This window comes from Microbacterium xylanilyticum, assembly GCF_054654695.1.
On sequence record NZ_BAAIEN010000002.1, the window covers coordinates 3,725,831 to 3,742,986 of the forward strand.

The following is a 17,156-nucleotide window of genomic DNA, read 5'->3' on the forward strand; positions in this document are numbered from 1 at the left end:
GAACCGGACCCAGTCCGCGGTCCCTGAGCGAGGAGCGAAGCGACGAGACGAAGGGCGCGACACGACCACGAGAAAACCCCCGCCAGGAAACGCCTAAGGAGGCGACAGTGAATCGCAAGACCCGTATCGCAACGGCCCTCACCTCTCTCGGACTCGCGATGGCGATGCTCGCCGGCTGCGCCTCCGGACAGGCGGCCGCCGCCGACAAGGGCGACAAGCTCGACACGCTGCGCCTCGGCTACTTCGCCACGGTCACGCACGCCCCCGCGCTCGTGGGCGTGGAGAAGGGCTTCCTGCAGAAGGAGCTCGGATCCACCAAGCTGCACACCGAGGTGTTCAACGCGGGTCCCGCCGCGATCGAGGCGCTCTCCGCCGGGGCGATCGACGCCGCGTACATCGGCCCGAACCCGGCCATCAACACGTTCATCAAGTCGGGCGGCGCCTCGGCGCGCGTGATCGCCGGCGCCACCAGCGGCGGCGCGTCGCTCGTCGTGCGCGACGGCATCACGAGCGCGTCGGACCTCAAGGGCAAGACGCTGGCCACCCCGCAGCTCGGCAACACCCAGGATGTGGCGCTGCGCACCTGGCTGTCGTCGAAGGGGCTGAAGACCAGCGTCTCCGGGGGCGGCGACGTGAACATCACGCCGACCGAGAACGCGCAGACGCTGACGCTGTTCAAGAACGGACAGCTCGACGGCGCCTTGGTGCCCGAGCCGTGGGCGTCCCGGCTGGTCGTCGAGGCCGGCGGTCACGTGCTGCAGGACGAGCGCGACCTGTGGCCGGACGGGAAGTTCCCCACCACCGTGCTGCTGGTCAGCAAGGACTTCGCCGACAAGCACCCCGGCGCGGTGAAGGAGCTCCTGGCGGGCCACCTCGACGCGCTCGACTGGATCGCCAAGAACCCCAAGGACGTCGGCGGCGTGGTGAACGCGGCGCTGCAGAAGGCGACGGGCAAGCCGCTGGCCGACGCCGTGCTGACGAAGTCCCTGGCGAACGTGTCGTTCTCGCCGGATCCGAATGCGAAGGCGTTCGCGACCCTGGTCAAGAACGGCGTCACCGCGGGCACCCAGACCAAGGGCTCGATCGACGGTCTCTTCGACCTCGCCGCGCTGAACGCGCTCCTCAAGGAGCGCGGCGAGAAGGCCGTGAGCGACGGCGGGCTGGGCGCGAAGAAATGACCGCACCGCTCGCGCCGAGCTTCGACTCGATCGCCCCCGTCCTGCCGGTCTCGGATCCGGTGGATCCGGCGGTGCGCCTCGCGCACGTCACGAAGCGATACGGATCCGGACCTGTCGTGCTCGACGACGTGTCGCTCGACATCGCCCCGGGGGAGTTCGTGTGCCTGCTCGGCGCGAGCGGGTGCGGCAAGTCCACCCTGCTGAACCTCATCGCCGGCCTCGAGCCCGTGACCTCCGGATCGCTGACGGCCCCGGCGGAGGGCGCCGCCGTGATGTTCCAGGACGCGGCGCTCATGCCGTGGCTGAGCGCGCGGCGCAACGTCGAGCTGGCGCTGCGCCTGCGCGGGGTGCCCCGCGCAGATCGGAAGCCAGAGGCCCTGCGGCTGCTCGGGATCGTGAACCTCGCCGACGCCGCGGACAAGCGCCCGCACGAGCTCTCGGGCGGCATGCGGCAGCGCGTGGCGCTGGCCCGCGCGCTCGCCCAGGATCGGCCCGTGCTGCTCATGGACGAGCCCTTCGCCGCGCTCGACGCGATCACCCGCGACCTGCTGCACGAGGTGCTGGAGAACGTGTGGCGCGAGACCGGCCGCACGATCGTGTTCGTCACGCACAACGTGCGCGAGGCGGCCCGCCTCGGCCAGCGCGTGGTGCTGCTCGGCAGCCGTCCCGGCCGCATCTCGCGCGAGTGGCGGGTGACCCGCACCCGCGGGCGCCGCATCGAATCCCCCGAGGTCTCGGCCCTGGCCGCCGAGATCACCGTCGAGCTGCGGAAGGAGATCCGCCGCAATGCCGACTGAGAAGACTCTCCCGACTCCGCCCGAACGCGCATCGGTCCCTGAGCGAGGAACGAAGCGACGAGACGAAGGGCGCTCAGGGACCGCTGACACGGGCCGGTCCCTGAGCGAGGAGCGAAGCGACGAGACGAAGGGCGGACGCCGCACGGACGACGACCTCTCCCGCCTCGAAGCGGGCCTGGACCGGCTGCAGACGACCGCGACCGCATCCGGATCCGGATCCCGCACGCGGGAGCGCCTGCGCGCGGTGCTGCCGCCCATCGGGCTGCTCATCGTGCTGCTCGCCGCCTGGCAGCTCTACATCCTCATCGCGCAGCCGCGCCCCGACAAGGCCCCGAGCCCGCTGCAGGTGCTGGGTGCGCTCGGCGACGCGTGGCAGGCCGGCCGGCTGCAGGAGGCCGTGCTGACCAGCCTCGAGCGCGGCGGCATCGGCTTCGTCATCGCGATCGCCGTCGGCACCCCGCTCGGGCTGCTGCTGGCGGAGTGGAAGCTCCTGCGCCGGGCCGCCGGTCCGCTCATCTCGGGGCTGCAGGTGCTGCCCTCGGTCGCCTGGGTCCCCGCGGCCATCATCTGGTTCGTCCTGTCCGACGCGACCGTGTACTTCGTGATCCTGATGGGTGCGATCCCGTCGATCGTGAACGGGCTCCTCGCGGGCATCGACCAGGTGCCGCCGCAGCTGCGCCGGGTCGGCACGGTGCTGGGGGCGAACCGGTGGCAGGCCGCCACCGCGATCGTGCTGCCCGCCGCCCTGCCCGGTTATCTGGCGGGCCTCAAGCAGGGCTGGGCGTTCTCCTGGCGCTCGCTCATGGCCGCGGAGATCATCGCGACCGGTGGATCCATCGGGTTCGGACTCGGATCCATGCTCGACCAGTCGCGCCAGCTCGCCGACCTGCCCGGCGTGCTGGCCACCATCCTCCTCATCCTGGCGATCGGCATCCTCGTCGAGCTGGTGCTGTTCGCGCCGATCGAGCGCGCCGTGCTGCGCCGCCGCGGATTCCTGCTCGGAGGTGCCCGATGACCGCCTCCACCCTCGGCACCGTCACCCTGGTGGGAGCGGGCCCCGGCGACGCCGGCCTGCTCACCCTGCGCGGCCTGCGCGCCCTCGAGCGCGCCGACGTGATCGTCGCCGACCGGCTCGGCGCCCGCGCCGTGCTCGACCAGCTCGCGGACGAGGGCGTGGTCCTCACCGCGGACGTGATCGACGTCGGCAAGACGCCCGGTCACCACCCGGTGCCGCAGCACGAGATCAACGCACTGCTGGTGCGGCACGCGCGCGCCGGCCGCCAGGTCGTGCGCCTCAAGGGCGGGGATCCGTTCGTGCTCGGCCGCGGCCGCGAGGAGGCGCTGTACTGCGAGGCCGAGGGCATCGCCGTGCACGTGGTCCCCGGGGTGACGAGCGCGATCTCGGTGCCCGCCGTGGCCGGCATCCCGCTCACGCACCGCGGTGTCGCCACGGCGTTCACCGTCGCCAGCGCGCACGACCCGATCGAGCAGCTGCCCGGCGGATCCGACCACACCGTCGTGCTGCTGATGGGCATCGGCACCCTCGCTCACACCGCCGGGATTCTCGCCCGCCGCGACCGCGGGGCCGACTGCCCCGTCGCGATCGTCGAGGACGGCTACGGCCCCGGCGAGCGCGTCACCGTCGGCACCCTCGGCACGATCGCCGCCCTCGCCGCCGTGCGCCAGGTGCGCAACCCCGCTGTCGTCGTGGTGGGCGACGTGGTGCGGCTGAGCCCGCACGCCGCCCCCTCGCAGGACGCCCTTCGTCTCGTCGCGCCGCTCCTCGCTCAGGGACCGGAACACATCCGGTTCCTGAGCGAGCGCAGCGAGACGAAGGACGTCCCCCGCCCCGATGTCTCCACCCGATCCGACCGAAAGACCCTGCAGCCGTGACCCACCTTCACCCTTCCGCCCCGCTCCGCGTCGCGATCGTCGGCGCCGGCCCCGCCGGCATCTACGCCGGCAACATCCTCGCGAACGCCGTCGCCGCCCGTGGTGACGGATCCTCGGTCGAGATCGACCTGTTCGAGTCGCTGCCCGCGCCCTACGGCCTCATCCGCTACGGCGTCGCCCCCGACCACCCCCGCATCAAGGGCATCGTGAACTCGCTGCACGAGATGCTCGACGCCCAGGCCGAGGGCGCGGACCGCCGCGTGATCCGCCTCCTCGGCAACATCGAGGTCGGCCGCGACGTGTCGATCGACGAGCTGCAGGCCCGCTACCACGCGGTCGTCCTCGCGACCGGCGCGATCCGCGACGCCGCCCTGCCCATCCCGGGCGTGGAGCTTCCCGGATCTTACGGCGCCGCCGACTTCGTCTCCTGGTTCGACGGCCACCCCGATGTGCCGCGCACCTGGCCCCTCGTCGACGAGCAGGTCGCCGTCATCGGCAATGGCAACGTGGCGCTCGATGTCGCGCGCATCCTCGCGAAGCTGCCGGAGAACCTGCGCAGCACCGAGGTGCCCGACAACGTGCTCGCCGGCCTCGAGGCCTCGGCCGTGACCGACGTGCACGTGTTCGGCCGCCGCGGTCCTGCCGACATCAAGTTCACCCCGATCGAGCTGCGCGAGCTCGGCGAGGTCGCCGGCGTCGACATCATCCTCGACGACGCCGACTTCGAGGGCGTGGATCCGGCCGCCGCCTCCACCAACCAACTGAAGATCATGCTGCGGACCCTGAACGCGTGGCGCGAGCGGCCCGAGAACCGCGGCGAGGCCACGGGCAACCCGCGGCGTCTGCACCTGCACTTCTGGCACGCACCGGTCGAGATCACCGGATCCGAGCGCGTCGAGGGGATCCGATTCGAGCGCACCGCGCCGAACGCCGACGGATCCGTGTCCGGCACCGGCGAGTTCCGCGACTACCCGGTCACGGCCGTCTACCGGGCGGTCGGCTACTTCGGCTCGCCCATCGTGGACGTGCCGTTCGACGAGCGCCGCGGCGTGGTGCCGAACGAGGGCGGCCGCGTCGACGGCGCCCCGGGCGTGTACGCGACCGGGTGGATCAAGCGCGGGCCGGTCGGCCTGATCGGGCACACCAAGTCCGACGCCACCGAGACCATCGCGCACCTGCTCGAGGACGCCGAGGCCGGGCGCCTCAGCGCGCCCACCGAGAGCGCCGACATCCTCGACCTGCTCGCCGAGCGCGAGGTCGAGGTGACCACGTGGGACGGCTGGCTCGCGCTCGACGCGCACGAGCGCGCCCTGGGCGCGGCGCACGTGCACACCCGTGAGCGCGTGAAGGTCGTGCCCCGCGAGGAGCAGGTGGAGATCTCGCGCAGCTCCGCACTGTCGGACACGGGAGCGCTCGCCCGATGACGTACGTGATCGCCCTGCCCTGCGTCGACGTCAAGGACAGGGCCTGCATCGACGAGTGCCCGGTGGACTGCATCTACGAGGGTGAGCGCTCGCTCTACATCCACCCCGACGAGTGCGTCGACTGCGGCGCCTGCGAGCCGGTGTGCCCGGTCGAGGCGATCTACTACGAGGACGACCTCCCCGACGAGTGGGCCGACTACTACACCGCGAACGTCGGGTTCTTCGACGAGATCGGATCCCCGGGCGGCGCCGCGAAGGTCGGGCCGTACGCCTTCGACCACCCGCTCGTGGCCGCGCTCCCGGTCCCTGAGCCTGTCGAAGGGCAGGGTGACGGCCATGACTGACGGTCCGGTCCCTGAGCCCGTCGAAGGGACTGCTGACGACGTCTACGACGTGCTCATCGTCGGCGGGGGCCCCGCCGGGCTCTCCGCCGCACTGAACCTGGCCCGCTCCCTGGCGCGGGTGCTCGTGGTCGACGCGGACCGTCCGCGCAACGCGGCGACCCTCATCTCGCACGGCTTCCTCACCCGCGACGGGATCCCCCCGCACGAGCTGCGCCGCCTGGCGCGCGCGGAGCTCGCCGCCTACCCGAACGTCACCATCCGCTCCCGCGAGCGAGTGTTCCAGATCGAGGCGGACGGATCCGGCTTCGCCGCCGAGATCGGCCGTCGCGCCCCGGAGCTCACGGTCCGCGCGCACCGCGTGCTGCTCGCCACCGGCCTGCGCGAGACGCTGCCCGAGGTGCCGAACCTGCGCGGCTTCTACGGCGTGACCCTGTTCAGCTGCGCCGCGTGCGACGCCTGGGAGCTGCAGGACCGCCCGCTCGCGCTCATCGGCGAGACGCCCGACCTCACCGCGCGCGCCCGGCTCATCGCCCGCTGGACCACGCGCCTCACGGTGTTCACGAACGGCGCCGACACCGTCGACACCGCGGAGGAGGCCGAGCTCGCGGCCGCCGGGATCGCCGTCGAGCGCAGCCCGATCGCCGAGCTGCACGGAGAGCGCGGGGCGCTGACCGGCATCACCCTCGCCGACGGCACGGAGCACGCCGTCGAGGGCGGCTTCGTTCGTCCGGAGTGGGAGACCGACCTCTCATTCCTGCCGGCGCTGGCCCTCGATCGCGACGCGCACGGCCACCTCGCCGTCGACCGCGCCGGCCGCACCAGCGTGCCCGGACTGTACGCGGCGGGCGACGTGGCCTCCCCCGGCCCGCAGCAGCTCATCGTCGCCGCCGGCGCGGGAGCCCGCGTGGCTGCGGTGATGATCCACGACTCGATCGGCGTCGCAACCGCGCACTGACCGGAGGTCCGGGGATCCCGCAGCGCACCCTTCGGGAGGAGTTCTCACGGATGGGAGGACCGATCCACGGATCTTCTCCTCCCGAGAGCGAGGAGTCCTCAGGAGCGCGTGCCGCCTGACGTGCGCCCCGTCGAATCAGGCCCGCGATGCGAGCGCCGCGACCGCGTCCAGCAGCGCCGTGAGCGGCTCCGGGATCCGGTCCGCGGGCAGTGCGGCGACGACATCGGCGGCGAAGCGCGTCTTGCGACCGCTCGCGGTGCTCGCGAAGCGGTGCAGCTGCGCCTCGACCGAGCGCACCCGCTGCGCGGGCTGCCCCTGGAAGACCCGGAACAGCGCGAGCTCCCCACGGTCCGCCAGCGTCTGGAGCACGAGATCCGGGCCGGCCGCGCGGATCACCTCGTCCTCGAGATCCCGCTCGCAGCCGAAGAAGCCCGCCCGCCGCACCGCATCCGGATCCGGATCCGCCTGATCCGCCTGATCCGCCTGATCCGCCGGGAGTAGGCCCCCTGCGCGGAGCGCGCCGACGACGTACCGCAGCTCGGCGGCGTCGTACAGTCCGAGCAGCGGCACCGCCGGATCCCGCCGCTCCAGCCACGCCCGCAGGTTCGTGATCCCGCCGAGGGAGACGACGTGCGCGCGCAGGTCGTCTCCGCGCACCTCGGCGGCGGCCAGGAGAGCGAGACGGTCGCTCTCCCCCTCCACGAGCACGACGGGCAGCACCATGTCCCGACGGTACCGGGCGCTGCCGCCACGAGGACGGAGCCGCCGCGGATCCCGCCCCGGCGCGCCGCTACCTCTCGTTCACCGGCACCCGGGAGACTTCCTGCATGAGCAACGGCGATCACCCCGACCCCCCGGCGACCGCGAACAGCGGGGCCGTCGCGGTGGTGGGCCTCGAGCTGCGCGGCGACGAGCCGGCGCCGAAGAAGCAGATCTACTCCTGGGCGCTCTGGGACTGGGCGACGCAGCCGTTCCACTCGGTCATCCTGACCTTCATCTTCACGGCGCTGTACCTCACGACCGACGCGTTCCTCCCGGCCGACCTCGCCTCGCTCGCCGACAAGGACCCCGCCAAGGTGGCGGGCATCGCCGAGCTCACCAGCGGTCTGGGCCTGGGCGGGACGATCGCCGGATTCGCGATCCTCCTGCTCGCCCCCGTGCTCGGCCAGCGCGCCGACGCCGCGGGGCGTCAGAAGCTGTGGCTGGGCATCGGCACCGGCGCCCTGATCCTCTGCATGCTCGGGCTGTGGTTCGTCACGCCGACTCCCGCCCTGTTCTGGGTCGGGGTCGCGCTGATCTCGGCGGGTGTGGTGTTCAGCGAGATCGCCTCGGTCAACTCGAACGCAATGCTCATCTCGATCGCGAGTCCCAAGACGGTCGGGCGGATCTCGGGCCTGGGCTGGGGCTTCGGCTACCTCGGCGGCATCGTGGCGCTGGTGCTCGTGATCGTGTTCTACGTCGCGAACTGGTTCGGCCTGTCGGCCGACGGCGGCCTGCCCTTCCGCCTCATCGCGGTCGGCTGCGCGGTGTGGGCCATCGCGTTCTCGATCCCGATCTTCCTGAACGTGCCCGAGCCGTCGCTGGGCCGGGCGGACCGGAAGGTGGGCTTCTTCGCGTCGTACGCGCTGCTCGTGAAGGACGTCATCGGCCTCTACCGGAACCCCGGCACCCGCACGACGTTCTGGTTCCTCGTCGCGAGCGCCGTGTTCCGCGACGGACTCGGCGCCGTCTTCACGTTCGGCGCCGTGATCGCCAGCACGGTCTTCGGATTCAAGTTCATCGAGCTCGTGATCTTCGGCGTCGCCGCGAACCTCATCGCCGGGGTCTCCACGATCCTCGCCGGGCGCCTCGACGACCGCTGGGGTCCGAAGCGACTGATCCTCATCTCGCTCGGCAGCATGTGCGTCGCGGGCACCGCGGTGTTCGCCCTGGTGGACATCGGACGGATCGCCTACTGGGTCGGCGGGCTGATCCTGTGCGCGTTCGTCGGACCGGCCCAGTCCGCCGGGCGCTCGTTCCTGGCCCGCGTCACCCCGGCCGGCCGCGAGGGCGAGGTGTTCGGCCTCTACGCCACCACCGGCCGCGCGGCCAGCTGGATCGCCCAGGGCGCGTGGACGGTGCTCATCGTCCTCACCGGCAACACGAAGTTCGGGATCCTGGGCATCGTCGCCGTGCTCCTGGCGGGGCTGCTGCTGCTCCTGCCGGTGAAGGAGGCGCGCCAGAGCGTCCGCCTGACGCGGTAGCGCTTCGGGCGCGAGCCCTCCGCTCAGGTCGCATTTTCGGCGCCAAAAGCGCCGCGGAACCGCAGAAATCGCGACCGGAAGCGGATCCGCTACGCGTCGAGCGCCGCCAGCAGGGCCTCCGGTGCACCGGCGGTGTGCAGCCGAGCGTGCATCGCGCGCGCGGCGAGCTCGTACGGCCGCACGTCCTGGAGGAGCAGCGACCGCGAGTTCGCCTCGTCGTTGAGGGCCGCGAGCTCGAACGCGAGGAGCTCCGGATCCGTGCCCGCCGTCAGCTCACCCGCCTCGATCGCGTACCGGCACTGCGCCTCGATGTAGCCGTACCAGTCGGCGAGCGCGGAGCTCACCGCGTCCCGCACCGGCCCCGGCTTGGAGTCCACGTCGGCGGCGGTCGCGGCGAAGAAGCAGCCGCCCGTGAAGACGCGATCACGGGAGTAGTCCAGGGCGTTGCGCAGCAGCAGCGACAGCCGTCGCACGCCGCGCGGCTCCGTGCGGGCCCGCTCGAGGATGTGCGCGGTGAAGATCTCCCGGGCGGCCGCGATCGTCGCGAGCTGCAGACCCTCCTTGCTCTGGAACAGGGTCGCGATGCTGCTCTTGCCCCGGCCGGACGCGGCGGCCACGCGACCGATCGTGAGGCCGTTGAGCCCTTCCACGGAGGCGAGGTCGGTCGCGCTCTCCAGAACCGCGCGGCGCGAGGCGTCGCCACGCTGGCGGCGCCCGTCCGGCGGCGACGGCGGCGCGGTCTCCCGGAGGCGGTCGTGGGCGAGAGGATCCGACATAGCTCTAGTGTACGAACGATCGTACGGTTATTATACGAATGATCGTTCGTATTCTTTGTCCGAAGGAGTACCGATGCCCGCCTCCGCCCGCCTCGTCGCCGCCGCCGTCCGTCCGGTCGGCCTGCTCACCCCGGCGCTGTCCGCGCGCCTGGCCCTGAGCCTGTTCTTCACCGCGACACCGCGCATGTCCGTGCGCGATGCCGATCGCGCCACCCACGAGGACGCGCGGCGCGAGCGGATCCGGGTGCGCGACGCCGAGGTCGTCGTCTACCGCTGGGGCCGTGGCGAGCGCACCGTCCTTCTGCTGCACGGCTGGCAGGGGCGGGCCTCGCAGTTCGCACCACTCGTGCGCGAGCTGGTCGCGGACGGGTTCCGCGTGATCTCGTTCGACGCACCGGCGCACGGCGACTCCGGCGGCCGCCGCACCGACGTGCGCGACTGGGTCACCGCCGCAGAGCTCCTGAAACGCACGGACGGGCCGTTCCATGCGCTCGTCGGGCACTCCTTCGGCGGCTTCGCCGCACTGACGGCGGCACGGACGACCGTGCCGGCCCCGCACGTCGCCGTGATCGCGGGCGCGGGCTCGGCGACCGCGTACCTGTCCGAGTTCGCCCGGGCGCTCCACCTGCCCCCGGCCGTGGCCGCGCGCTTCGAGCGCCGGTTCGCCGCGCGGTTCGGACTCGACGCCGCGGGGGTCACCGCCGCCTTCGATGCGGTGCGCGATCCGCTGCCCCGCGGCACCGAGCTCCTGGTGGTGCACGACCGCGCCGATCGCAGGATGCCCGACGCCGATGCGCTGCGGGTGCATGCGGCGCACGCGGGCCGGTTCCGGCTGCTGCGCACCGAGGGCCTCGGCCACAACCGCGTGCTCCAGGACGACGCCGTGCTCGACGCGGTGCCGGACCTCGTGCACGACCGGGGCACCTCCACGAACGCACCCGCGCGGCGGGTCACCGGGCCCGTGCGCGAGCAGGCGGCAGCCGCGGCACCGGCAACCGCACCTGCGGCAGCACCGGCACCGGCACCGGCACCGGCACCCGAGGTGATCACCGCGCCGTGAGAGCGTCCGGCGCCGCGAGAGGGCCCGGCGCCGCCTGAGCGGTCAGCGCCAGTTCGCCGCGACCTTGGCGAGCAGGCGGGCGAACTCGGCCTGCTCGTCCTCGGTCAGCGCCGACATCGCCCGGCGCAGCGCCTCGCGCCGGTCGCCCCGGACACCGCGGCCCAGGCGCCGCCCCTCATCGGTGAGCACGATGCGCGTGCGGCGCGCGTCGTCCGGATCCGCCTCACGCCGCAGCCACCCGCGCTCCACGCCCTGCTGCACGAGACGCGACGCCCGCGGCTGATCCACGCCGATCGCCTCGCCGAGCGCGCTCACACTGAGCGGCCCCGATGCGAGCGCCTCGAGCATGCGCACCCGGGCCGGCGCCTCCCCGCGCGGGCCCGCCCAGGGACCGCCCCAGGGCTCCGTGCCGCGCGGCCCGTGGGCGCCAGGCATGCCCTCGTGCCCGGCGAACTCGCCGTGCGGACCGCCGTGCCCGCGCCCGCGGTGACCCCGGCCGCCGTGCGCGGCCTCGCCATCATGAGGGCCGCCGTTGCCGTGCTCCCGCGACGGACGCGGTCCACGCCCGCGCAGCAGACTCAGCGCGGCGATGATCGCGTCGAGGGGATCCTGGGCGTCGGCGTTCTGGGGCACGAGCCGATTTTACATGCGACTTGACATGGATCCGGAATGCATGTCACACTGCATGTGCATGACACATGACAAGTAATAGGATCCCTCCCCGCCGCACCTGAGCCCCCGAAGTGGCGGGCGCCACTGAAGGACCGATCCGACGTCATCCCCCAGACCAGAACAGGAATCATCATGAACACCTCCGAGAACACATCAGAGAACGCACCCTCCGACCAGAGCCGCCCGTTCGGCTTCTGGGTCACCGCGGTCGACCGCCTGACGGCCGCCCGCCTCGCCACCGCCTTCGAGGACGAGGGGATCACCCGCCGTGACTGGCGGATCCTCAACATCGTCGACGGCTCCGTTCCGGCGGGCCGCGCGCTCCGGGACCGCAAGCTGCAGCGTCTCGCCGGCCTCGGCTGGATCGAGCGCACCGCCGACGGCTGGGCACTCACCCCGGACGGAACGTCCGCCAAGGCGCGACTCAGCAGCGCCGTCGAAGAGATCCGCGCCGAAGTGGCAGGGATCCTCGGCGCCGACGAATTCACCGCGATGGCGGCGTCGCTCGAGAAGCTCGCCCGCGGCCTGGGCTACGAGGACGGCATGCGCCTTCCCCGCCGACCCGGGGCCCGGCGCGGCGACGGGTCGGACCGGGCCCACGGAGGGCGCGGACGTCGCCACGCCGACGACCATCGCCGTCACGGTCTCGGCCACGGCGGGCACGGCCGGCATGCGGGCTCTCCCCACGGCGAGCCCTTCGGCCACCGCGCCCACGACCGCTTCGTGGGCCACCCGCGCTTCGGCCGGGAGTGGCCGCACCGCGAGCACGGCGAGCACCCCCGGTTCCCCGGTGAGCACGGCGAGCATGCCCGGTTCCCCGGGGAGCGCCTGCCGTTCCGCGGCGGCCACGAGCACGGCGAGCACACGCGTGGCGGGGGCCGGCACGGCATGGGTCCGCGCGGGCGCGACCACCGCCGCGCCGAACACATCCACATCCACCTGCACCACGGCCGCCGCGACGGCTGATCCCCTCCCTCCGGCCCTCGTCCGCGCTCCGCGGCGGGGGCCGGATCCGTCTTCCCCGGAATACGCTCCCGGCGGGTGCGGTTCCTCCTTCACATGACGCTCACCGCTCCCGGCCCGACATCGTCCGATGTCGCCGTCCCGGACGCGGTCGCACGGACGGCGGGCACGGCGGCGCGGAAGGGCGCGGTCGCGTCGACCGGCGGTCCCGTCGAGGCGCTCCTGTCGGTGGTCGACGTCCGGCTGCGTCGGCAGGTGCGCATCGCACCGGATCCGCACGAGACCATCGCGCTCGACCGTGATGCGCTGACGATCGTCTACGTGATCGAGGGCGCCGCGCACACCCGCTGCGGCGACAAGCCGACGTCGCTCGCCCACGGCGACGCCCTGCTGACGCCCGGACGTGTACCGATGTCGGTCAAGACCGATCCGGCAAGCCGGATCCTCGTGTCCACCCTCACCCTGATGCCGCACGCCGCGCATGTCGCCGACGCCCTGCCCGACGTGGCGCTCGTGCGCGACTTCGCGCACCACGAGCCGGCCGCAGCCGCACTGGCCTCCCAGGTTGGGCTCGACCTCACGGCGCTTCCGGTCGACGCGGCGCAGATCGAGGCCTCCGGGCGCGCCGGCGACGCCGTGATCTGCCGCATGATGGCGAACACCGTGCTCGCCTCGGTGATCCGCGCCTGGGCCGCGCACGGCTGCGCGCCCGCGGGATGGCCGGGGCGCACGAGCGACCCCTTCCTGGAGAAGGTCGTCGAGGCGATCCACGCCGACCCCGGCCGGGACTGGAGCGTCGAAGGCCTCGCCAGCGTGGGCGCCATGTCGCGCACCGTGTTCGCAGAACGGTTCCGCGTCGCCTTCGGCACCTCCCCCGCGAGCTACGTGACGGAGGTGCGGATCCGCGCCGCGCAGGACCGGCTCGTGCTCGGCTGCCTGGTGAGCGAGATCTCCCGCGACCTCGGCTACAGCTCGGACGAGGGGTTCAGCCGCGCGTTCCGCCGCCGCACCGGGCAGACCCCGACGGCCTGGCGCGAGGCCCGCACCGCCTGAGGCCTGGCTCCCCGGCGACGGGCGGCGTCAGCGGCGGCCGAGCCGGTCCGAGAGGCCGAACAGCACCGCGCCGACGACGAGCACCGCGGCGCCGATCGCGTAGACCTGGGTGACGCCGATGGCATCGACCAGCACGCCGCCGACGGCCGCGGCCGTCATGATCGCCGCCTGGAATCCCATCACGACCAGGCTCCCGCCCGCCTCGAGCCGGTCCGGCATCCGGTGGCCGATCCATGTGTTCACGATGAGCAGCCACGAGGCGAAGAAGAAGCCCCACACGAAGACGACCACGCCGATGGCCCGGAGGGATCCGGTGAACGCATTCATGAGGAGAGCCATCGCGGCGATCGCGAAGGGGGTGATCACGGCGAGGATCCGGTAGCTGTGGTCGACGATCACGCCGATCGCGATGTTGCCGATGAACCCGCCGATGCCGAACAGCGCGAGCAGCAGGATGATCGTGCCCGGCGTGATCACGGAACCCCCGTCGTGCACCCGCTCGAGGGCGACGCGGATATAGGTGTACGCCAGGAAGTGCCCGAGCACCACCAGCACGTGCCCGACGATGCCGAGCCCGATGCCCGGGCGGCGGAACGTCTCCACGAGCGTCGACAGACGCGCCGCACCCTCGGCAGGGACGCTCGGCAGCGCGACCCGCAGGGCGACCGCGAGCAGGCCGGTGCCGGCAGCCGCGATCGCGAACACGCCCCGCCAGTCCAGCGCCTGGCTGAGCAGCACGCCCAGCGGCACGCCGGCGACGGTCGCGACCGACACCCCGGCGGACGTGAACATCATGGCCCGGCCGAGGCGCTCCGGCCCGGCGATCCGCGCAGCGACGGTCACCGACATCGACCAGAAGCCGCTCAGTGCTCCACCGAGCAGCACCCTGGCGATCAGCAGCAGGGGCAGGCTCGGAGCGATCGCGACCACGATGTTCGACACCGTCGCGCCGATCGCCATCCACACCAGCAGCGAACGCCGGTCCAGGCGCGGCAGCATGAGCCCGATCGTGGGCGCGACGACGAGCCCGGCGAGCGCCGTCACGGTGACCATCTGCCCCGCCTGCCCCGGCGTGACGCCGATCTCGGCGGCGATGTCGGTGAGCAACCCGCCGGGGAGGAACTCGGCGGTCACGAGCAGGAAGGCCGTCGCCATCATGACGAGCAGCGCGCTGTAGCGCATCGGCTGCGGGCGGACGCCTGAGGCGAGGGGCACAGGGGCGGTCGTGGTCATGCTTCCACCCTTCCGTGTCTGGCGGCTGCGCGCCCGATCATGCGTCCGGCCGATCCGACCGATCGTCCGGATCAATTCCCTGCCGCGGCGACCCCGGTTGCCGCGGCAGGTGGCCCGCGACAGGACCGGTTGGCCCGCGACCGCGCCGTTGTCACGCGAGACCGCGATCGGCCTGCGGCAGGACCTGTTGTCACTCGACGGATGCAGGACTGTGCGACGAATGCAGGACTGTGCGACGAATGCAGGACGGATCCGGCGGAAACGTCCTGCAGACGTCGCACGATCCTGCAGGTGTCGCACAGCCGATCGTCCGGGTCGCCGCCAGGCAGCGGCAGCCCCGGTGATCAGACCAGGGGCACCACAGCCGGAAGCGCGGAGTCGGCGGCGGGGAACGGCCAGGCGCCGTTCGCCACGAGCACGGCGATCAGCACGATCGCGCCGATGAGCAGCACCGCGAGGACGAGGAACACCAGCGCCACGAGGCCGCCGTAGCCGCCTCCGCCCCGCTGGGGCACCGGCGCAGGGCCGGGCCGCTCCGGCGGCAGCGCGGGAAGCGGCGGCAGCCCGGTCGGCGACGCCGTCCCCTGCGGGGGCTCCGCGGCCGCGGACCCGGTGCCGGGCTCCTGTGTATCCCCGAGTGACGGCGAAGGCGCCGTCGCCGGCTCCGCGGCGGGCGTGGTCCCGGCCGTGCTCGGCGCAGAAGGTTCAGCCGCTGGCGTCGGGTCACCCGTCGCGGCATCCGTCTCGGGCTCGCTCGCCGGTTCGCCGAACAGGGCCGGATCCGGGTCCGCGAGGATCGCGGCGAGGCCGGGCGTCTCCTCGGCAGGCGCGGCCTCCTCGGGCGTCGCCAGCAGGTCCGCGAGCGCGGCGCTCTCCTCGGCCGGCGCGATCTCGGGGTCGGCGAGGATGTCGGCGAGCCCCTCGCTCTCGACCGGTGCGGGCGCCAGCTCGGTGTCGCCCGCAGGCGGCTGAGCGGTCGGGCCAGCAGGGACCGCGGGCGCGGGCGGGGGCGGGGGCACGGGCGGATCGTCGAGCGGCCGGAACCCCGGGGGCGGCGGCGCAGAGGTCTCCTTCGCCGGCTCGCCGCCCGCGATCGGATCCTTCTCGTCGCCCGCCATGTCAGCCTCCGGTGGATCCCGCGTCGGTGACCCCGACATCGGTGCGATGGAAGTTCTGGAACGACCGCGAGGCGGTCGGGCCGCGCTGACCCTGGTAGCGATTGCCGTACGGGCCGGATCCGTACGGGTTCTCCGCCGGGGACGACAGCCGGAAGAAGCACAGCTGACCGATCTTCATGCCCGGCCACAGCTTGATCGGCAGCGTCGCGACATTCGCGAGCTCGAGGGTGACGTGCCCCGTGAAGCCGGGGTCGATGAAGCCGGCCGTGGAGTGCGTGATCAGGCCCAGGCGACCGAGCGACGACTTGCCCTCGAGCCGAGCGGCGATGTCGTCGGGCAGCGTCACCTGCTCGAACGTGGCGCCCAGTGCGAACTCGCCGGGGTGCAGCACGAACGGCTCGTCCGGATCGACCTCGATGAGGCGGGTCAGCTCGGGCTGGTCCTCGGCCGGATCGATGAACGGGTACTTGTGGTTGTCGAACAGCCGGAAGTAGCGGTCGAGTCGCACGTCGATGCTCGACGGCTGGATCATGCTGGGCTGCAGCGGATCCAGCCCGATCCGCCCCGCGTCCAGCCCCGCCCTGATGTCTCTGTCGCTCAGCAGCACGATCTCAGCGTAGCCGGTGCGGATCCGGCGAGTCGGCCGGTGACGAGCTCGAGACGGCGCGGTGACGGCGCGCACATCGACGTCCCGCGCCTCGACCGACGGGCCGGGCGCGGGACGCCGAAGCGACGGACGGCGGGCGGATCAGATCGCCGGGCCGCCCGGTTCCGCCGTTCCGGTCGCACCGCCGGCATCGGTGGTTCCGGTGCTCGCGGCCGGCGCCGAGCGGCGGGAAGTGGGCGCGGTCGCAGCCGGCGCCTTCTCGGCACTGTCGGCGAGGCGGTTCAGGGTGCGGCTGGCCGCCTCGCGCCCGCCGAGGCCGAAGGCGAGAGCCGCGGCCAGGCCGGCCCCGACGACCACGGCGCCGAAGGCGAGGTTGATGATCGAGTCGGCGATACCCATCGCCTTCAGGCCCATCGCGGCGAACAGCACGATGGTGGTGTAGCGCAGCACCTTCGACAGGGTCCCGGTGCCGAGCATCCGTCCGAGAATCGACGCGATGAGGAACCCGGCGGCGATCACGGCGCCGCCGAAGACCACGCGCCCGGCCACGACGAGCACCTGGTCGAGGAGATGGGTGATCTCGGGGAACCCGAGCAGCCGCGTCGCCATGATCGCGAAGAAGACCATGATCGCGGTCTGCGCGATGCGGGTGATGATCGTCGAGGCGCTCGCGCCGTCCGGGACACCAGACTTCTCCCGGTCCTGCGCGGCACACAACCCCCTGACCCGATCCCCGCAGCCCCCTTGAAACCGCGGGGATGATCCCTTAACGCGCCCGGCGACGTGGATCCGGACACGGAGACGCCCTCTTCGCGCAGTGCGAAGAGGGCGAATCCGGCG

18 protein-coding genes are annotated in these 17,156 nt (G+C 72.8%); 11 read left to right on the plus strand and 7 right to left on the minus strand.

Annotated features, from left to right (window positions below; genetic code table 11):
• Nucleotides 1-107 precede the first annotated feature (107 nt).
• The 7 genes from ACYQ1L_RS18475 to ACYQ1L_RS18505 are packed head-to-tail and all read left to right on the plus strand — an operon-like array spanning nucleotide 108 to nucleotide 6,591.
• A complete protein-coding gene (locus ACYQ1L_RS18475) occupies nucleotides 108-1,178 on the plus strand; it encodes an ABC transporter substrate-binding protein (protein ID WP_460005469.1) in 1,071 nt (356 codons plus the stop codon).
• Nucleotides 1,175-1,975 carry an ABC transporter ATP-binding protein gene (locus ACYQ1L_RS18480; RefSeq protein ID WP_460005470.1) on the plus strand — a complete coding sequence of 267 codons (801 nt, stop codon included), beginning with the start codon at nucleotides 1,175-1,177 and terminating at the stop codon, nucleotides 1,973-1,975. The genes ACYQ1L_RS18475 and ACYQ1L_RS18480 overlap by 4 nt, the downstream gene beginning before the upstream one ends.
• Entirely contained in the window at nucleotides 1,965-2,990 is a 1,026-nt protein-coding gene (locus ACYQ1L_RS18485) for an ABC transporter permease (protein ID WP_460005471.1), read from the plus strand. The genes ACYQ1L_RS18480 and ACYQ1L_RS18485 overlap by 11 nt, the downstream gene beginning before the upstream one ends.
• Nucleotides 2,987-3,868: a uroporphyrinogen-III C-methyltransferase gene (gene cobA / locus ACYQ1L_RS18490; protein WP_460005472.1), complete on the plus strand. Its 882-nt coding sequence runs from the start codon at nucleotides 2,987-2,989 to the stop codon at nucleotides 3,866-3,868. Before ACYQ1L_RS18485 ends, cobA begins: the two co-directional genes overlap by 4 nt.
• Nucleotides 3,865-5,292, plus strand: a complete 1,428-nt coding sequence (locus ACYQ1L_RS18495; protein WP_460005473.1) for an FAD-dependent oxidoreductase — start codon at nucleotides 3,865-3,867, stop codon at nucleotides 5,290-5,292. Before cobA ends, ACYQ1L_RS18495 begins: the two co-directional genes overlap by 4 nt.
• On the plus strand, nucleotides 5,289-5,636 hold the full coding sequence (fdxA, locus tag ACYQ1L_RS18500) for a ferredoxin (protein ID WP_460005474.1): 348 nt from the start codon (nucleotides 5,289-5,291) through the stop codon (nucleotides 5,634-5,636). Before ACYQ1L_RS18495 ends, fdxA begins: the two co-directional genes overlap by 4 nt.
• On the plus strand, nucleotides 5,629-6,591 hold the full coding sequence (locus tag ACYQ1L_RS18505) for an NAD(P)/FAD-dependent oxidoreductase (RefSeq protein ID WP_460005475.1): 963 nt from the start codon (nucleotides 5,629-5,631) through the stop codon (nucleotides 6,589-6,591). The genes fdxA and ACYQ1L_RS18505 overlap by 8 nt, the downstream gene beginning before the upstream one ends.
• Nucleotides 6,592-6,726: 135 nt before the next feature.
• Here ACYQ1L_RS18505 and ACYQ1L_RS18510 read toward each other — a convergent pair whose 3' ends face one another.
• Nucleotides 6,727-7,314: an ATP-dependent endonuclease gene (locus ACYQ1L_RS18510; RefSeq protein WP_460005476.1), complete on the minus strand. Its 588-nt coding sequence runs from the start codon at nucleotides 7,312-7,314 to the stop codon at nucleotides 6,727-6,729.
• Nucleotides 7,315-7,418: 104 nt separating this feature from the next.
• Here ACYQ1L_RS18510 and ACYQ1L_RS18515 point away from each other — a divergent pair, with 104 nt between their 5' ends.
• Nucleotides 7,419-8,834 (plus strand): MFS transporter, encoded by a 1,416-nt coding sequence (locus ACYQ1L_RS18515; protein ID WP_460005477.1) that lies wholly within the window; start codon nucleotides 7,419-7,421, stop codon nucleotides 8,832-8,834.
• A gap of 89 nt (nucleotides 8,835-8,923) precedes the next feature.
• On the opposite strand, the gene ACYQ1L_RS18520 is transcribed toward ACYQ1L_RS18515, so the two are convergent.
• Nucleotides 8,924-9,610: a TetR/AcrR family transcriptional regulator gene (locus ACYQ1L_RS18520; RefSeq protein ID WP_460005478.1), complete on the minus strand. Its 687-nt coding sequence runs from the start codon at nucleotides 9,608-9,610 to the stop codon at nucleotides 8,924-8,926.
• Nucleotides 9,611-9,683: 73 nt separating this feature from the next.
• Here ACYQ1L_RS18520 and ACYQ1L_RS18525 point away from each other — a divergent pair, with 73 nt between their 5' ends.
• Nucleotides 9,684-10,670, plus strand: a complete 987-nt coding sequence (locus ACYQ1L_RS18525; RefSeq protein ID WP_460005479.1) for an alpha/beta fold hydrolase — start codon at nucleotides 9,684-9,686, stop codon at nucleotides 10,668-10,670.
• A 42-nt stretch (nucleotides 10,671-10,712) separates the two neighbouring features.
• On the opposite strand, the gene ACYQ1L_RS18530 is transcribed toward ACYQ1L_RS18525, so the two are convergent.
• On the minus strand, nucleotides 10,713-11,303 hold the full coding sequence (locus ACYQ1L_RS18530) for a MarR family winged helix-turn-helix transcriptional regulator (protein WP_460005480.1): 591 nt from the start codon (nucleotides 11,301-11,303) through the stop codon (nucleotides 10,713-10,715).
• Between the two features lie 171 nt (nucleotides 11,304-11,474).
• Here ACYQ1L_RS18530 and ACYQ1L_RS18535 point away from each other — a divergent pair, with 171 nt between their 5' ends.
• Both ACYQ1L_RS18535 and ACYQ1L_RS18540 read left to right on the plus strand, forming a co-directional pair.
• Complete coding sequence (locus ACYQ1L_RS18535) at nucleotides 11,475-12,308, plus strand: hypothetical protein (RefSeq protein WP_460005481.1); 834 nt, start codon at nucleotides 11,475-11,477, stop codon at nucleotides 12,306-12,308.
• 75 nt (nucleotides 12,309-12,383) lie between these two features.
• The gene (locus ACYQ1L_RS18540) at nucleotides 12,384-13,358 is read left to right on the plus strand and encodes a helix-turn-helix transcriptional regulator (RefSeq protein ID WP_460005482.1); all 975 of its coding nucleotides are present in this window, start codon (nucleotides 12,384-12,386) and stop codon (nucleotides 13,356-13,358) included.
• Between the two features lie 27 nt (nucleotides 13,359-13,385).
• Here ACYQ1L_RS18540 and ACYQ1L_RS18545 read toward each other — a convergent pair whose 3' ends face one another.
• The 4 genes from ACYQ1L_RS18545 to ACYQ1L_RS18560 all read right to left on the minus strand — a co-directional run bounded on the left by ACYQ1L_RS18545 (nucleotide 13,386) and on the right by ACYQ1L_RS18560 (nucleotide 17,033).
• Nucleotides 13,386-14,591: an MFS transporter gene (locus ACYQ1L_RS18545; RefSeq protein WP_460005483.1), complete on the minus strand. Its 1,206-nt coding sequence runs from the start codon at nucleotides 14,589-14,591 to the stop codon at nucleotides 13,386-13,388.
• 344 nt (nucleotides 14,592-14,935) lie between these two features.
• The gene (locus tag ACYQ1L_RS18550) at nucleotides 14,936-15,709 is read right to left on the minus strand and encodes a hypothetical protein (protein WP_460005484.1); all 774 of its coding nucleotides are present in this window, start codon (nucleotides 15,707-15,709) and stop codon (nucleotides 14,936-14,938) included.
• Nucleotide 15,710: 1 nt separating this feature from the next.
• On the minus strand, nucleotides 15,711-16,316 hold the full coding sequence (gene dcd, locus ACYQ1L_RS18555) for a dCTP deaminase (RefSeq protein ID WP_460005485.1): 606 nt from the start codon (nucleotides 16,314-16,316) through the stop codon (nucleotides 15,711-15,713).
• 141 nt (nucleotides 16,317-16,457) lie between these two features.
• Entirely contained in the window at nucleotides 16,458-17,033 is a 576-nt protein-coding gene (locus ACYQ1L_RS18560; RefSeq protein ID WP_460005486.1) for a mechanosensitive ion channel, read from the minus strand.
• Nucleotides 17,034-17,156 lie beyond the last annotated feature (123 nt).